This is a genomic window from Burkholderiales bacterium (genome assembly GCA_035560005.1).
Classification (GTDB): domain Bacteria; phylum Pseudomonadota; class Gammaproteobacteria; order Burkholderiales; family Eutrophovitaceae; genus DASRFY01.
The window spans coordinates 35,063-51,093 of record DATMAN010000031.1; the positions used below are offsets into that span (position 1 = coordinate 35,063).

At 65.6% G+C, this 16,031-nt stretch carries 12 protein-coding genes; 4 read left to right on the forward strand and 8 right to left on the reverse strand.

The features are described from left to right. The first annotated feature begins 155 nt into the window (after positions 1-155). Positions 156-872 carry an EI24 domain-containing protein gene (locus VNM24_04130; GenBank protein ID HWQ37789.1) on the forward strand — a complete coding sequence of 239 codons (717 nt, stop codon included), beginning with the start codon at positions 156-158 and terminating at the stop codon, positions 870-872. Positions 873-999: 127 nt separating this feature from the next. On the opposite strand, the gene VNM24_04135 is transcribed toward VNM24_04130, so the two are convergent. The 8 genes from VNM24_04135 to trxA form a co-directional block, all read right to left on the reverse strand. Continuing rightward, positions 1,000-2,187, reverse strand: coding sequence for an acetyl-CoA C-acyltransferase family protein (locus tag VNM24_04135; protein HWQ37790.1), 1,188 nt, complete (start codon positions 2,185-2,187; stop codon positions 1,000-1,002). Between the two features lie 145 nt (positions 2,188-2,332). Next, on the reverse strand, positions 2,333-3,508 hold the full coding sequence (locus VNM24_04140; protein ID HWQ37791.1) for an acetyl-CoA C-acetyltransferase: 1,176 nt from the start codon (positions 3,506-3,508) through the stop codon (positions 2,333-2,335). Positions 3,509-3,794: 286 nt separating this feature from the next. Next, complete coding sequence (locus VNM24_04145; GenBank protein HWQ37792.1) at positions 3,795-4,262, reverse strand: RNA-binding S4 domain-containing protein; 468 nt, start codon at positions 4,260-4,262, stop codon at positions 3,795-3,797. Positions 4,263-4,282: 20 nt separating this feature from the next. Continuing rightward, a complete protein-coding gene (gene hslO, locus VNM24_04150) occupies positions 4,283-5,152 on the reverse strand; it encodes an Hsp33 family molecular chaperone HslO (GenBank protein ID HWQ37793.1) in 870 nt (289 codons plus the stop codon). Positions 5,153-5,162: 10 nt separating this feature from the next. Continuing rightward, positions 5,163-6,830, reverse strand: coding sequence for a hypothetical protein (locus VNM24_04155; GenBank protein ID HWQ37794.1), 1,668 nt, complete (start codon positions 6,828-6,830; stop codon positions 5,163-5,165). A 163-nt stretch (positions 6,831-6,993) separates the two neighbouring features. Beyond that, on the reverse strand, positions 6,994-7,218 hold the full coding sequence (gene rpmE / locus VNM24_04160; GenBank protein HWQ37795.1) for a 50S ribosomal protein L31: 225 nt from the start codon (positions 7,216-7,218) through the stop codon (positions 6,994-6,996). Positions 7,219-7,522: 304 nt separating this feature from the next. After that, positions 7,523-8,782: a transcription termination factor Rho gene (gene rho / locus VNM24_04165; protein ID HWQ37796.1), complete on the reverse strand. Its 1,260-nt coding sequence runs from the start codon at positions 8,780-8,782 to the stop codon at positions 7,523-7,525. Positions 8,783-8,927: 145 nt separating this feature from the next. Continuing rightward, entirely contained in the window at positions 8,928-9,254 is a 327-nt protein-coding gene (gene trxA, locus VNM24_04170) for a thioredoxin TrxA (GenBank protein ID HWQ37797.1), read from the reverse strand. A gap of 344 nt (positions 9,255-9,598) precedes the next feature. On the opposite strand from trxA, the gene fdxA reads away from it, so the two are divergent. Genes fdxA through VNM24_04185 form a run of 3 tightly spaced genes read left to right on the forward strand, consistent with a single transcriptional unit; the run spans position 9,599 to position 15,988 of the window. Further along, positions 9,599-9,922 carry a ferredoxin FdxA gene (gene fdxA, locus VNM24_04175; protein HWQ37798.1) on the forward strand — a complete coding sequence of 108 codons (324 nt, stop codon included), beginning with the start codon at positions 9,599-9,601 and terminating at the stop codon, positions 9,920-9,922. Between the two features lie 28 nt (positions 9,923-9,950). Then, complete coding sequence (locus VNM24_04180; GenBank protein ID HWQ37799.1) at positions 9,951-12,698, forward strand: PD-(D/E)XK nuclease family protein; 2,748 nt, start codon at positions 9,951-9,953, stop codon at positions 12,696-12,698. Continuing rightward, complete coding sequence (locus VNM24_04185; GenBank protein ID HWQ37800.1) at positions 12,695-15,988, forward strand: UvrD-helicase domain-containing protein; 3,294 nt, start codon at positions 12,695-12,697, stop codon at positions 15,986-15,988. The genes VNM24_04180 and VNM24_04185 overlap by 4 nt, the downstream gene beginning before the upstream one ends. Positions 15,989-16,031 lie beyond the last annotated feature (43 nt).

The window sequence follows — 16,031 nt, forward strand, 5'->3', positions numbered from 1 at the left end:
GATTTGCTGCGCCGCACAAAACAGGCCTCATTGTACTGTCCGACGCGAGGCTGTCAACAGGTCATTCAGGTCCGCCAAGAAAAAAATAAACCCGCAAAATCAGCATAGTAAGTGTTTACTATTGATCTCGCCCCATGTTAGGGATTGTTCAGGCAATGATCGGTGCAGCGCGCAATCTGTTGTCCGCCAAAGTCTTGGCCATCGCAGCGTTGCCGATGCTCTCGGCGCTTGTCTTGTGGGCCGGCCTGGCTGGGTGGTTCTGGAATGGTTGGGTGGAGGCGGTCCGTTCGGCGCTGGTCGGTATGACCGATTTCCTGGACTTCGGCTGGTTCGACGTCTCGGAACTGGCCGGAGCGGCGGCCAAGGGCCTTCTGGTCTTGCTGCTGCTGCCGGCAGTGCTTGCGACCGCTTCGCTGATCGCAGCGGTGCTTGCGATGCCCATGCTGGTGGGCTTGGTGAGCCGGCGCGACTTTCCTCGGCTCGATCGGCGCCAGGGAGGCAGCCTGCTCGCAGGTCTGTGGAACGCGTGTGCTGCTTTGGGCGCGTTTCTGGCACTGTGGCTGTTGAGCCTGCCGCTCTGGCTCATCGCGGGTCCGTTCGCGGCCATTGTTCCGTGGTTGCTCTCGGCCCACCTGAACCAGCGTTTGTTCCGCTACGACGCGCTCTCCGAACATGCCAGCGCAGAGGAAATGCGCTGCCTGTTCCAGACCCGCGTCGGCGGGCTCTTCGTCCTCGGGCTGGTGACCGGCGCCCTGTATTTCGTGCCGTTCGTGAACCTCTTTGCGCCAACCTTTTCCGCGCTGGCGTTCATTCACTACTGCCTTGCCGAACTGCAGCGCCTTCGGGTTTGCGGGCAGGGCGCAGTGAGCTGAAGCGGGACTGCCGCGAAATCGAGGACTGGAAAGAAGCGGACCGCGATGAATTGAGAGAGGCGCTTTTGACCTGCGGCTCCGCCTCTTCCAGTCGGCTCTTACAAGCCCGGGATTTCGGCCTGCCCTTTCAGATTCTTTCGTAAATGGCGGCGATGCCCTGGCCGCCGCCGATGCACATGGTCACCAGCGCATATCGGCCTTTGATCCGCTGCAGCTCGTAAAGCGCCTTGATCGAGATGATGCAGCCGGTCGCGCCGACGGGATGACCCAGGGCGACCGCGCCGCCGTTGGGATTGGTTTTCTGAGGATCGAAGCCGAGGTCTTTCGCCACTGCGCACGCCTGCACCGCAAAGGCTTCGTTCGACTCGATCACGTCCATGTCTGCCACCTTGAGCCCGGCTTTCTTCATCGCGTTCTTTACGGCCGGAATCGGTCCCAGGCCCATCACGGTCGGCTCCACGCCGGCGTGGCCATAGGCGACGAGCCGCGCCAGCGGCCGAGCGCCGCGTTTCTGCGCCATCTTCGCTTCCATCAGCACGACTGCTGCGGCACCGTCGTTGATCCCGGAAGCGTTGCCCGGCGTCACGCTGCCGTCTTTCTGGAACGCGGGCCGCAGCTTCGCGAGATTCTCCATGCTGGCGTCCGCGCGCACGTGCTCGTCTGTATCGAAGAGCTTCACGCCTTTCCTGTCCTTGATCTCGATCGGCAGGATCTGCTCCTTGAAGTAGCCGTTTTGGATCGCCCTGGTGGCACGCCGGTGCGATTCGACCGCGAGGCGGTCCTGTTCTTCGCGGCCGATCCCGTACTGCTTGGCGACGTTTTCCGCCGTCACTCCCATGTGAATGTTGTGGAAGGGATCGGACAGCGCGCCGATCAACGCGTCCATCATGACCTGGTCGCCCATCTTCGAACCCCAACGCGCCGATGGGACCCAGTAGTTGGCGCGGCTCATCGATTCCGCGCCGCCCGCGACCGCGATATCGGCATCGCCCAGCGCGACGATCTGCGCGGCGCTCACGATCGCCTGCAGCCCGCTGCCGCACAGCCGGTTCAGCGTTAGCGCCGGCACTTCCCTGGGCACCCCCCCCTCGATCGCCGCCACCCGCGCGAGGTACATGTCCTTGGCTTCGGTGTGGATGACGTTGCCGAACACCACGTGGCCCACTTCTTCGGGCGCGACCTTGGCCCGTGCCAGCGCCTCCTTCACGCAGCGCGCCGCCAGCTCCGTCGGCGGAAAGTCTTTCAGGCTGCCGCCGAAATCCCCGATTGCGGTTCTTGCTCCTGCGACCACCACCACATCACGTCCGTTGTTCATCTGCGTCTCCAGAAAAAACTGATCGAACCAGCCAGGGCACCAGGCGTAGCAAATAAAGCCGAGCGATCGAGCAACGAGCAAGCCGGTCTGTCCAGTTTTCGCCTTTCTCGGTGCCTGACTGACTCGGCTTGGTTGTTGCGTCGCTTCAGCGTTCCACGGCGAGGGCCACGCCCATTCCGCCGCCGATGCACAGCGATGCCAGGCCCTTGCGTGCGTTGCGCCGGATCATCTCGTGCAGCAGCGTCACCAGAATCCGGCAGCCGGAAGCGCCGATGGGATGACCGAGCGCGATGGCGCCGCCGTTGACGTTGACCTTCGAGGTATCCCAGCCCATCTCGCGGTTGACGGCGATCGCCTGGGCGGCGAACGCTTCGTTGATTTCCATGAGGTCGAGATCTTCGGGCTTCCATCCGGCCTTTTTCAGGCAGCGCTGGCTTGCGGGAATCGGGCCGATGCCCATGATGCTGGGGTCCACGCCGGCCGATGAATAGGCCTTGACCCGCGCCAGGGGCCTCAGGCCGAGATGCTCCGCCCGTTGGGCCGACATCATGAGCACGGCTGCGGCGCCGTCATTGATTCCCGAGGCATTGCCGGCGGTGACCGTGCCCGCCTTGTCGAACGCCGGCTTGAGCGCCGCCAGGGCTTCGATCGTCGTGCCGTGACGCGGGTACTCGTCCGTGTCGAACACGATGTCGCCCTTCTTGCCGGGGATCGTGATCGGCACGATCTCGTCCTTGAACTTGCCCGCCTTCTGGGCCGCCTCGGCCTTCTGTTGTGAAGCCGCGGCGAAGGCATCCTGGGCCTCGCGGGTCACACCCCACTTCTTCGCCACGTTCTCCGCGGTGATGCCCATGTGGTACCGGTTGTACACGTCCCACAGGCCGTCGACGATCATCGTATCGACCATCTTCGCATCGCCCATGCGCACGCCGTCGCGCAATCCGGACACCGCGTGCGGCGCGAGGCTCATGTTCTCTTGGCCGCCGGCCACCACGATCCCGGCGTCGCCCGCCATGATCGACTGCGCGGCGAGATGAGTCGCTTTGAGCCCGGAGCCGCATACCTTGTTGATGGTCATGGCGGGCACCATGTGCGGAATGCCGGCCTTGATGGCGGCCTGGCGCGCCGGATTCTGACCGGCTCCCGCGGTGAGCACCTGGCCCATGATCACTTCGTCGATCATGTCCGCGGGCACGCCGGTTCTCTTCAGCAGAGCGGAAATGACGTGCGCACCCAGCTCGGGTGCGGGGGTTGTGCCCAGCGTGCCGCCGAATTTGCCGATCGCGGTGCGCACCGCGCCCACGATCACTACGTCTTCCATGCCAAGTCTCCTCCTGTTCAATGAAGCCGGACCCCGTTGGGGTTCGTGTTCGCCACTTGGGCTCTCGGGTCCGTGGGCGGGAAAGAAGAAAGCGGGGAGGCTGCCAGTTTACGCCCGCATTTTGCCGCTTGTCGAGCCTCTTGCTGCATTGCCGCAGGTCTGCAGTGAAAGTCTAAGAAGTGGATATAAAAAATGTTTTATGTCTTTGTGGTACCCGAAAAGGACGCTGTTCGCCGCGATGCGCTGCCCCGGCTGCCAGCTCGCATTTCGAAGGCAGGCGCAGGTCCTAAGTGTCCTGAGTGAAGCGGGTAAGCTGGCGGCGCGCCTTCTTGGTGGGCCTGCCCTTTGAGAACGGGGCGCTGCGCCGCTGCGCGGCGAGCAGCGCGGCTTGCTCCTCGCGCTCGCGACGCCTGTCCTCGCTTTCCAGGTAGAGCTTGCGTGCCTCGTCGGCCGGACCGCGCCGCTCGGACAGCACGGTGACCGTGACTTCCCAGCTGAGGGTGCCCGTGCGAATGCTCAGCCGATCGCCGACTTTGAGCGCCCTGGACGGTTTGGCGCGTTCGCCGTTGACCTGCACCTTTCCACCCGCCACCGCCTCGGCGGCCAGCGAGCGCGTCTTGAAGAACCGGGCCGCCCACAGCCACTTGTCGATGCGAAGCCGATGCTCCGGCCCGGTCACTGCATGGTCCTCCAGCAACTTGGCCGGTGGCGCGAAAAAGGTTGCAGCCGCCTCGCGCATCGTACCGGCACCCATTCACCAGCCACGGGCTGTTGCTACTGTCGCGTGGACGGGCCGCGCATCGCGATCTCCGAGGCGAACACCTGCTCCGCATCGACCGCGTCGAAGCTGTAATGACGCCCGCAGAACTCGCAGTCCACGTCGACCTTGGCGCGCTCTTCGATGATCGAGCGCACTTCCTCGCGGCCCAGCATGCGCAGCATCGCCGTGACCCGTTCGCGCGTGCAGGAGCAGCGGAACGCCACCGGGCGCGCTTCGAACAGTCGCACGTCCTCTTCGTGATAAAGCCGGTGGACGATGTCCTGCGCGGGCAGGCGCAGCAGCTCCTGCGCGGTGATGGTCTCGCCCAGCTTGACGGCGCGATTCCAGGCGTCCGGATCCTGGGCCTTGGCGGTCGGCATCTTCTGCAGCATCATTCCCGCCGCCTGCTGCTCGTCGCAGGTGAGCCACAGGCGGGTTTCGAGTTGCTCGGACTTCAGCATGTAGTGCTCCAGAACCTGCGACACCGAGGCGCCTTCCAGGCTTACGATCCCCTGGTAGGTGTGCTTTTCGCCGTTGGGGACGATGGTGATGGCGAAATGCCCCTTGCCCAGCAGCGACCTCAGGTCGGCACTGCGGACCTCGCCGTGCCATTTCGCCATCGCGCGCATCGTCTGCTCGCTGGTGACCTCGACCACCAGCAGCCGTACCGGCCCTTCGCCCTGCATCTGCATGATCATCGCGCCGTCGAACTTCAGCGTGGCGGAGAGCAGGGCGCCAGCCGCCATCATTTCGCCGAGCAGCCCGCGCAGCCGTTCCGGATAGTCGCGGCGATCGAGCACCGCACGCCAGGTCGCGTCCAGATGCACGATCTCTCCGCGCACCGGCGTGCTTTCGAGGATGAAACGCTGCAGCGAATCCCCCATGTCGGATCACTCACGAAGCGAGCCGGCGATAGAGCCGGTAACGCTCCTCTTTGTCACCAGGGCGCTGTCCCTCCCAAATGAGTTCCCACGGCGCGCCCAGGACCTGTGGCTGGTCCCAGTTGTCTTGCGTGATCAGCAGCTCACACCGCGGCCGCTCGCCCGCCCGCTCGAGGCGCACGGTGGTGATCTGCGCAAAATAATCCAGCATGGCGCGCTGCGGCTCCCCCAGCCCCTGACTGTAGATGCACCCATGGCTGGCCGGAAGCGCCTGGGCAAGTCGCCCGATCACGTCGCGGTAAGTCTTGCCCGTGTCGATCCAGCCCACCATGAGGGTGGCGATCAGGGTCCAGACCGTGGTGAGACCAGCCGCCCACAGAATGACCGGCCGCTCCGGTGCCCGTTTGACGTTGAACACCAGTGCCAGCCAGACGACGGTTATCAGCGCGGCGAGCACGATGATCAGTGGGTGCGTGTTGGGGGCGTAGGCCGGTTGCAGCTCGAACATGTGGTCGGCCAGGCGGCGCGGCACCTCCCATTCCACCGCGCTGAAGTAGACCCAGGTCACCAGCGAGAAAAACGTCCCGACCGCAATCGTGAACCAGTAATAGGCGTTCAGCGCCCCGCGCGGCAGTTGCTCGAAGGCCATGGACGCGAGCAGCGCGAGTGGCAACAGCAGCGGCAGTCCGTAGATATCCCGGCCTTCCCCGGCAATGCTGAGAAACAGGAAGAAGGCGGCGAACAAAACCAGCGGAAGCTGTACTTCCCGCCGGCTCATCCCGTCACGCCCGGCCACCCACAGCGACCAGGCGGCAAACGGCCACGCGGGCCAGGAAAACCAGGGCAGGATGTTCAGGTAATAGAGGTAGTCCTCGTCGCGGCTGAACGAGAACAGGGAGCGAATTCGCGTCCAGTTCTCGCTCCAGAACCACTCTCTGAACAAGTGGGGCGAGTCCGCGGCGAGCGCGAGCGGCCACACCAGCCCCCAGGGCACCGCGATCAGCAGCGCGGTGATCACGCAACGAGCGAATTGCCGGGTCCGGTACAGCGGCGACACGACTGCCATGGCGGTGGTCGCCAGCGCCAGCATGATCGGCTCGAACAGACCGCTTGACAGCAGCGTCACGCCACAGCCCACGCCCAGCCACAACCCTCCCAGCAGCGGCCGCCGGGGCGCGGCGGCGAGGCCATAGACGGCGATCGCCATTCCGGCGAGCAGCACGATCTCGCTGGTGAGCTGGTGTCCGCGCACCAGCAGCCCGCCGGATCCCAGCAGCATCAGCGTTGCGACCCAGCGGGTCTTGCCTCCGAACAGTTCGCGCGCAGCGTAGGCGGTGAACAGGAAGACAAGCGCCATCCAGAACCCGGTGGCGAGCCGCGCAGCGTCGTGCAGCGGCAGGATCGGGGAAAAAATCAGGCCGGTGAGCGCCGCGGCGTAGTACGCCAGCGGCGGCTTTTCCAGATACGGTTCTCCCGCGAGCGAAGGCACGATCCAGTCGTCGGTCTGCAGCAGGCGGTAGACCACGCCAAAGGTGTGCGCCTCGTCGGGCTTCCAGGGATCGTGCCCGACCAGTCCCGCGAGGATCCAGACGGCGCAGATCGAGATCGTGAGCTGTGTGGGATGGACGGAAAGCCAGCTGGCGAGCTTGTCGTGTCGAAACAGGTGTGCTGGACGCAGCATTCTTGTTCAAGGCGTCATCTGCGGGCTGGCACTTCTTCGGCCCGGAAAGGACGGACGGGCGCCGCGGCGTGTGGCATGGTCCGTATTCTAGCCCCGGGCAGTCCGCCGACCGGAAAAAGAAAAGGCAGCCGAAGCTGCCTTTTCGTGGAGCGGCCGAAGGTGGTCAGGCAGCCTTGGATCTGCCGCCCGCGCGCGCGTATTTCTGCTTGAAACGCTCGACCCGGCCTGCAGTGTCGACGATCTTCTGCTTGCCGGTGTAGAACGGATGGCATACCGCACACACTTCGATATGCAGGTCACGCCCGTAGGTCGAGCGCGTCTTGAACGTGTTGCCGCAGGAACACGTCACGGTGATCTCCCGATACTCGGGATGAATGCCCGATTTCATCGCAGTCCTTTCTTGGCGGCGGATTGTGCGCCGGCCCCTGAGAGAAGGGCGGCATTATCCTCGCCGCTTCAGGCCTTTGCAAGCCGGATAGCCGCCGCGGTGAGGCGACAGGGCGAGCGAAGCGTGGTGCGCTCACACTTCAATCCTTGCTCCTCACTCCTTTCGCCTTACGGCTTTTCTCACCTCCCTGCCATCGAGTCGACGAACTGGCGCGCGGACTCGTTTGCGACGCAGTCGCCCGTTTGCGGGTAGCGCGCCGAGCGCAGTTCCTTCAGGGGGCTGAACGAAGCCTCAACGGTCAAATCTATCCCCGTCTCATGGAGTCAAAGAACTCCGCATTGTTCTTGGTGGCCCTAAGCTTGTCCACGAGGAATTCGGTTGCTTCCAGTTCATCCATCGGGTAAAGCAGCTTCCGTAGGATCCAGACCTTCTGCAGGATCTCCGGCTTCAGCAGTAGTTCCTCGCGCCGTGTGCCGGAGCGGTTGACGTTGATCGACGGGTAGATCCGCTTCTCGGCCATGCGCCGATCGAGGTGAATCTCCATGTTGCCGGTGCCCTTGAACTCCTCGTAGATCACGTCATCCATGCGCGAGCCGGTGTCGATCAAGGCGGTGGCGATGATAGTGAGGCTGCCGCCTTCCTCGATATTGCGCGCGGCACCGAAGAAGCGCTTCGGCCGCTGCAGGGCATTGGCATCCACGCCGCCGGTGAGCACCTTGCCGGAGGCCGGCACCACCGTGTTGTAGGCGCGCGCCAGACGCGTGATCGAATCGAGCAGGATGACCACGTGCTTCTTGTGCTCGACCAGGCGTTTGGCCTTCTCCAGCACCATCTCCGCCACTTGCACGTGGCGCGTGGCCGGCTCGTCGAACGTGGAGGACACTACCTCGCCGCGCACCGAGCGCTGCATTTCGGTCACTTCTTCCGGCCGCTCGTCGATCAGCAGCACGATCAGGTAAACCTCCGGGTAGTTCGCCGCGATGGAGTGCGCGATGTGTTGCAGCATCACCGTCTTGCCGCTCTTGGGGCTCGCCACCAGCAGGCCGCGCTGGCCGCGCCCGATGGGAGCGATGATGTCGATGATGCGTCCGGTGAGATTTTCGTCTGATTTGATGTCCCGCTCCATGATGAACTGTTCGGTGGGAAAGAGCGGGGTAAGGTTTTCGAAGAGGATCTTGTGCTTGGAATTCTCGGGTGGTTCCGCGTTGACCTTGTCGACCTTGACCAGAGCGAAGTAGCGTTCCCCGTCCTTTGGCGTCCGGATCTCTCCCTCGATGGTGTCTCCGGTGTGCAGGTTGAAGCGCCGGATCTGCGAGGGGCTGACGTAGATGTCGTCGGGCCCCGCCAGGTACGAGGTGTCCGGAGATCGCAGGAAGCCGAATCCGTCGGGCAGGACCTCGAGGGTTCCGCCGCCGAAAATGCTTTCGCCTTTCTTGGCCTGGTTCTTCAGCAGCGCAAAGATCAGGTCCTGCTTGCGCATGCGGTTGGCGTTTTCGATCTCGTTGGCGATCGCCATCTCGACAAGTTCGCCGACGTGGAGGTTTTTCAGTTCGGATAAATGCATACGGTGAGGGCCTTACGGACTGCGAATAGCCAGGAAAGAACAGAGAAAGGAAAGAGAGCGGGAAGGAATCTTGCCCGCCGCCGGCCGCTCGCTTCTCCTCGGACGCGACGATCAGCCTGACAACTGCGAGCAAGCCTAAACGAGGTTAGATGTTGCTGTCAATAAAGGCCGCAAGCTGGGATCTGGATAAGGCGCCGACCTTGGTCGCCTCGATGTTCCCGTTCTTGAACAGCATGAGGGTCGGAATGCCACGGATGCCGTACTTGGGCGGTGTGGACTGGTTCTCGTCGATGTTGAGCTTGGCCACTTTGAGCCGTCCCTCGTACTCCTTCGCGACCTCTTCGAGAATCGGCGCAATTATCTTGCAGGGCCCGCACCATTCGGCCCAGTAATCCACCAGTACGGGCACGGGGGACTGCAGCACTTCGGATTCGAATGTGTCGTCGGTCACGTGGTGTATGCGTTCACTCATCAATAGACGCCTCTAGAAAGAGCCGGGACTGCTTCTCCAAATCGGGAACTGATCCGCCCGGATGGGCGGAAAGCGGGAATGACGGCGCCAATGCTAGCCAAAAACCCGCGCGACAATCAACGCGACCAGCTGCTACCAAGCAATAACCCATTGTTCCTCTGGGGAATACGGAGATGACCGGACCTTGCCCAGACCTGGGCGCAGAGCACGCTTTGCTACAATGCGCGCTTCCCGCCAGGACGATCTCCCGCGGTGTTTGAACTACCTCAAACCATGATGTGAAGCCGGCCGACGACTTTGTCAAGCAGTTTTTCCGGCTGGCCCGCTTTGCAAGGAACCCTCCAATGACTTATGTCGTCACCGAAAGCTGCATCAAGTGCAAATACACCGATTGTGTGGATGTCTGTCCGGTGGACTGTTTCCGCGAGGGGCCGAACATGCTAGTGATCGACCCGGACGAGTGTATCGACTGCACGCTGTGCGTGCCGGAATGTCCGGTGGAAGCGATCTTTGCGGAGGACGACGTGCCCGCAGAGCAGCGGGATTTCATCGCGCTGAACAAGGAGTTGTCCAAGGTGTGGAAGCCGATCACCGAAAAGAAGGAGGCACCGCCCGATGCCGACGACTGGAAGGACGTGAAGGCCAAGCGCCAGTACCTGGAGAAATAGGCCCTTCGGTGGCCGCAGCGGCTGCCCCATGTCCGAACCTTCCGCTGCACCGCTCGAGCGCGCCGCCGGCCCTGGAGCGCTGGTTGAGCGTGTCGCCCGCGATCTGCTGGAGGAACATCGCGAAACGCTCCCCGACCTGGGGCGTGCGGTCGTAGTCCTGCCCAATCTCCACTGCGCGTCCGAGATCGCGCGCGCGCTGGCACGCACGGCCGGGCGCATGCTCCGGTTACCACGCTTCACGACGCTCGCCGAATGGGTCGCAGCCGAGCCGGCGCCCGCCCCTGCGCTGCCGGAAAGCGTACGCGAAGCGCAGCTCTTCGATGCGCTGCGCTCGCGCAACTGGGTGCGCGCAAGCGACCTCTGGCCGCTGGCTGCCGAACTGGGCGCACTGTTCGACGATCTCACCCGCTTCGGCGTGAAGCTGCCCGCCACGCTCGAAGAATTCGTTTCACAACTGGAAGCCGCTTACCGGGCGCGCGCGGGAGAGCCGATGCAACTCGAAGCGCGGCTCGTCCACGAGCTTTGGCACGCAGCCTCGGCGCCCGACGCTGCGCGCCTCGGTGAAGCCGCGCTGTATCACCTGCGCCTTGCGCAGATCGCGCAAAGCGCGGATTCGCCGCTCTACGCGGTGGCGCTCCCCGAGCCCACTCCCGCCGAGGATGCCTTCTTTCGCGCATACGCACGGCGCGCTCCCGTGCGCCGGTACCGCTGCCATTCGAACTGCGACGACGATTCCCTCGCACGGCTGCTCGACGCCGCCTGGCCGCTGAGCGTGGACGGCCCCGACCTGCGCAGCCGCGCGCGCTCCGCCGCGAAGCGGCTCCCGCACAGTCCCGCGGCCGGCCGCCTTGCGCTTTATGGCGCGCCCGGCCTGGAACACGAGGCTCAGGCCGTAAACGCGCAGGTGCGCCGCTGGCTCGTCGAGGGCAGAAGCAGCGTGGCCGTCGTGGCGCTCGACCGGCTGGTGGCGCGACGGGTGCGCGCGCTGCTCGAGCGCGCGCAAGTGATGGTCACGGACGAAACCGGCTGGCTTTTCTCCACCACTTCCGCAGCCACGGTGATGATGCGCTGGCTCGACGCGGTCTCCGGCGACTTCTATCACCAGGACCTGCTCGACCTGCTCAAGTCGCCGTTCATCGCGGCCGACTGGCAGGCGCGTCGCGAGGCCGTGTTCGAAATCGAGCGGGTCGCGCGCGGACACTCGATCGTCTCCGGCCTGTCCGACTACATCGCGGCGGTGCAGGAGGAAGGCAGGGCCGGTGCCGCGCTCGAACTGCTGGAGCGCCTGCGCAGGGCGGCGCGCCTCTTCCACCGCGACCGCAGGCGCAGCCTGCACGACTGGCTGGAGCTGCTGTTCGGCAGCCTGGCGGCGCTGGGCGCAGACACGGGCTTGCGGCGCGACGCGGCCGGGCTGCAGCTCATGGAGCTGCTCGAACGGCTGGCGCGCGAGCTGCGCGAAGTGGACGCCACGTTTTCCTTCGGCGAGTGGCGTCAGTGGCTCAATCGCCGGCTCGAAAGCGCCGAGTTCCGCGACAGCGGCATCGCGAGCCCGGTGATCTTCACCCAGCTCTCGCTCACACGCCTGCGCCGTTTCGACGCGGTCGTGCTGGTGGGATGCGACGATGCGCATCTGCCCGGAGAGCTCGCGCGCGGCGCTTTCTTCAACGAGTCGGTGCGCGAGCAGTTGGGGCTGCCGACCGCGCAGCGCCAGATCGCCCAGATGCGCGACGATCTACTGGGCTTGCTCGCGCGCACTCAAAGCGCGCTGCTCACCTGGCAGTCGATGCGCTCCGGAGAAAAGAATCTGGCGAGCCCTTTCGTGGAACGCCTGCAGGTATTTCACGAGCTGGCCTGGGGCGAGCGACTCGGTGACGGGGGCATCGGCGCACTCGCCGCGGCGGCCGAAGTTCCGCCGCCGATCCTGGCTGTCGTGCCGGCGCAGACTCGGCGCCCCGCGCCCACCGCGCGCGCCGCGCTGCTGCCAAAGAAGGTGAGCGCGAGCGGGTACAACAGCCTGCTCGCCTGTCCCTATCAGTTTCACGCGCGCCATCTTCTCGGACTACGCGAGCCGCAGGAGGTACGGGAGGCGCTGGAGAAGCGCGACTACGGCGAGCACGTTCACCGGGTGCTGAAGCGCTTCCATGAATCCTGTCCGGTGCTCTCCGGACAACCGCGCGCGCAGCTCGAGCAATCGCTCGCGCGGTTGAGCGACGCCGTGTTTCAGGAAGCGACCGAGGCGGACTATCTCAGCCACGGCTGGCTGTTGCGCTGGAAGGCGTTGATTCCCGCCTATCTGGACTGGCAGCTCGAGCGCGAGAACGCGGGCTGGCGCTTTCACTGCGCCGAGCTGGTGCGCACGATCGACCTCGAAATTCCCGGTGGCCACGGCCTCACGCTCGAAGGCCGCATCGACCGGGTGGACGTGCGCGACGACGGCGGCGCGCGGCGCTTCGCGGTGCTCGACTACAAGACGCGCGACAAGGACGCGCTCAAGCGCGACCTGAAAGACACGGGCGAAGACGTCCAGCTCGCCGTGTACGCCCAGCTCGTGGAGGGCGAGGTTGTCGAAGCGCTCTATCTCAGCCTCGATCGCGGCACCGTGGAGCCGGTGCCGCTGCCCGCCGAAGTGCTGCGCGAGAGCGCCCGCGCGATTGAGCGACTGCGCGAGCTGTTTGGCCGTCTTCATGAAGGCGCGAGCCTGCCCGCACAAGGCATCGACGCGGCGTGCGCGTGGTGCGAAATGCGCGGCCTGTGCCGCCGGGACTACTGGCTGTGAGCGACCCGGTCCGCGAACTGAACCGCGCGGCGCTGGACCCCGCGCGCTGCGTGGTGATCGAAGCCTGCGCCGGTTCGGGCAAGACCTGGCTGCTGGTCTCCAGGATCGTGCGCCTGCTGCTCGCCGGCGCGAAGCCTTCCGAGATCCTGGCGATCACGTTCACCCGCAAGGCCGCGCAGGAGATGGCCGCCCGGCTGCACGACTGGCTGCACGATCTCGCCACGCTGCCCGACGAGGAGGTGATCGATTTTCTGCGCATCCGCGAAGTGCCCGAGAGCGAGATACGAGACTTGCTGCCGAAGGCACGCACGCTCCTCGAGGGCTTCCTGACCGATCAGCCCGGCATCACGGTGGGCACGTTCCACGGCTGGTTCCTGCAACTGCTCAGAAAGGCGCCGCTTGCGGCCGGAGCCGGCGCGGCGAGCCTGGTCGAGCAGACTTCGGCGCTGATCGACGAAGCGTGGCAGCTCTTCGCCGAACACTTGCGGCACAACCCGGAAAGCCCGCTCGCGCGCGCGCTCGATTATCTGTTCGCGACCTGCGGGCTCGCCAACACGCGCTCGCTGCTGATCGGGTTCCTGCACAAGCGCGCCGAGTGGTGGTCCTTCGTCCGCGGCGCACCCGATCCCGTGCAGTTCGCGCTCGACCGCCTGCGTGCACAGATGCCGGTTGCGCCGCAGGCCGACGTCTGTGCCGAGCTGTTCGGCGACGCGACGTTCATCGCGCAACTGCGCGAATACACCGCCCTGCTGGCGCGCAATGGCACCCCGGGCGACCGGAAGACGGCCACCGCTGTCCTGGCCAGCGAACCGTTGCCGCCCGCGCGGCGCTTCGAGATCCTGTGCTCGAAGCTGTTCAAGACGGACGGCGAGCTGCGGGCGCGTGCGCCGAATGCAGCCGTCGAGCGCCGCCTCGGCGCGGCGGGACAGGCGCGTCTGCTGGAGCTGCACGCCGGGCTTGGAGCGCGCCTTGCGGTGGCGCGCTCCCACCTGACCGAGCAGGCGATGTTTCGCTTGAACGAAGCGGGGCTTGCCTGCGGGCACGAACTGCTCGCGGCCTATCAGCGCATCAAGGCGGAACGCGGGCTGATCGATTACACCGACGTCGAGTGGCAGGCCTGGGAGCTGCTCAACGAAAGCCAGCATGCGGAGTACATGCAGTACAAGCTCGACGCGCGCTATCGCCATATCCTGCTCGACGAATTTCAGGACACCAACCCGCTGCAGTGGCAGGTGCTTTCGGCGTGGCTGACGGCTTCGGTGGAAGCCGGGTCGCGGCCCACCGTGTTCCTGGTGGGCGACCCGAAGCAGTCGATCTATCGCTTCCGCCGCGCTGAGCCGCGGCTGTTCGGCATCGCGGCGCAGTACCTGCAGGAACGCTTCGGTGCTCGTCGTCTGGAGCAGAATGTCACTCGCCGCAACGCGCCACCCATCGTGGAGGTTGTGAACGCGCTCTTCGGCCAGGAGCCGCTGTTCGAGGCATTCCTGGCGCACGAGACCCTTCGCCCGCGGCTGCCCGGTGCCGTCCAGGTGAAGCCGCTGATTGCGCACGACGAAGAGGAACTGGCGCCGGTCGCGTGGCGCAATCCGCTCGATGCGCCGCGCGTGGACGCCACCGACCGCCGGCGCGAGCGCGAAGCCCAGCAGCTCGCCCGGACCATCGGGCAGATCGTCGGCCGCTGGGAAGTGCGGGACGAAAGCGGCACGCCGCGGCCGGCGCGCTACGAAGACATCATGGTGCTGGTCGCGCGCCGCACGCACCTGGACATCTACGAGCGCGCGCTGCGCCATGCGCAGATCCCCTACCTCTCTTCGCGCCAGGGCGGGTTGCTGGACACGCTGGAGACCGGCGACCTCATGGCGCTGCTGCAGTTCCTGGTGCTGCCGTCCTCCGATCTGCACCTTGCCCACGCACTGCGCTCGCCGCTGTTCTCGGCCGCCGACGAGGATCTCGCGCTGCTCGCCTCTTCCCCCGGCTCCAACTGGTGGCGACGGCTCCAGAAGCTCGCGCACGAGGGTGCGGCGCCGGAGACTTTGGCGCGCGCGTACGCACTGCTCTCGGGTTGGCTGCGTGAAGTCGATCGCCGTCCCGTGCACGACCTGCTCGACCGCATCTATTTCGAGGCCGACGTGATGCGGCGCTACGAGGCCGCAGTGCCGGCCCCGATGCGCACCGCGGTGGCCGCCAACCTGCGTGCGTTCATGGAAGTCGCGCTCGCTACCGACGCCGGCCGTTATCCTAGCCTTCAGGGCTTCCTGCACCAGCTGGCCGATCTCAAGCGCGCCACGCCAGAGGAGGCGCCGGGCGAGGGCATCGTCGTGGAAGGCGCGGACGCGGTGCGCATCCTCACCGTGCATGGCGCCAAGGGGCTCGAAGCGCCGATCGTCTGGCTGCTGGACGCCGCCGCCAGCGATCGGCGCGCGGAAGGCTACAGCGCGCTGGTCGACTGGCCACCCGAAGCAGCGCTGCCTGGGCACTTCTCGCTGCTGACGCGCAAGAGCGAGACCGGCGCGAGCCGCGAACCGCTGGTGAGCCGCGAAACGCAACTCGCCGCGCGCGAAGACTTGAATCTGCTCTACGTCGCGATGACTCGCGCGAAGCAGGCCCTGATCGTGAGCGGCATCGACGGCCGTGGCGCCGACTCGAGCTGGCATGCGAAGGTCGCGGCCGCGGTCGAGCGCGTGGGTGCGCTCCCGGTCGCGTTGCCGCCGGCCGCAGCGCAGCCGGCGCCGCCGACCGCGGTGCCGGTGCTCGACCGCGCGCTGCTGGAAGCGCTCTCGGCGCCGCTCAACGTCGGGCGGCGCGTGGACAATCTGGTCGATCCGCGCCGGCGCCACGGCACGCTATTGCACGCGCTCCTGGAACACATGGCCCCGCCGCGCGCGATCGAAGACCGCGACTTTCTGCGGCGCAAGCTCGGTCTGGACGAGAGCGAGTTCGAGCGCATCTGGAAGGAAGCTCACGCGATCCTCGCCTCGCCGGAACTCAGACGCTTCTTCGACCCGAAACAATACCTGCGGGCCGTCAACGAGCTCGCCTACGTCTCCGAGTCCGGCGAGTTGAAGCGCATCGACCGGCTGGTCGAGCTGGAGGGCGAGATCTGGGTGCTCGACTACAAGACCGGAGAGGCGATCGATCCCGAGAACCTGGCCGCGGCAGCGAAGCCTTACCGCAAACAACTGGAGGAGTACCGCGCGGCGGTGTCGAAGCTCATCCCGGGCAAGCCGGTGTCATCGGCGCTTGTGTTTGCCGGCGGGTATCACTACGCGATGCCGGCCAGCATTTGTTGAAGTCCTGGTAGGCAGGCGATTCCCCGGGCTTGTTCCGACCCAG

Coding starts and splice junctions, on each gene's coding strand:
- VNM24_04130 (HWQ37789.1), top strand. CDS start 156: ATGATCGGTGCAGCGCGCAATCTGTTGTCCGCCAAAGTCTTGGCCATC.
- VNM24_04135 (HWQ37790.1), bottom strand. CDS start 2,187: ATGAACAACGGACGTGATGTGGTGGTGGTCGCAGGAGCAAGAACCGCA.
- VNM24_04140 (HWQ37791.1), bottom strand. CDS start 3,508: ATGGAAGACGTAGTGATCGTGGGCGCGGTGCGCACCGCGATCGGCAAA.
- VNM24_04145 (HWQ37792.1), bottom strand. CDS start 4,262: ATGGGTGCCGGTACGATGCGCGAGGCGGCTGCAACCTTTTTCGCGCCA.
- hslO (HWQ37793.1), bottom strand. CDS start 5,152: ATGGGGGATTCGCTGCAGCGTTTCATCCTCGAAAGCACGCCGGTGCGC.
- VNM24_04155 (HWQ37794.1), bottom strand. CDS start 6,830: ATGCTGCGTCCAGCACACCTGTTTCGACACGACAAGCTCGCCAGCTGG.
- rpmE (HWQ37795.1), bottom strand. CDS start 7,218: ATGAAATCGGGCATTCATCCCGAGTATCGGGAGATCACCGTGACGTGT.
- rho (HWQ37796.1), bottom strand. CDS start 8,782: ATGCATTTATCCGAACTGAAAAACCTCCACGTCGGCGAACTTGTCGAG.
- trxA (HWQ37797.1), bottom strand. CDS start 9,254: ATGAGTGAACGCATACACCACGTGACCGACGACACATTCGAATCCGAA.
- fdxA (HWQ37798.1), top strand. CDS start 9,599: ATGACTTATGTCGTCACCGAAAGCTGCATCAAGTGCAAATACACCGAT.
- VNM24_04180 (HWQ37799.1), top strand. CDS start 9,951: ATGTCCGAACCTTCCGCTGCACCGCTCGAGCGCGCCGCCGGCCCTGGA.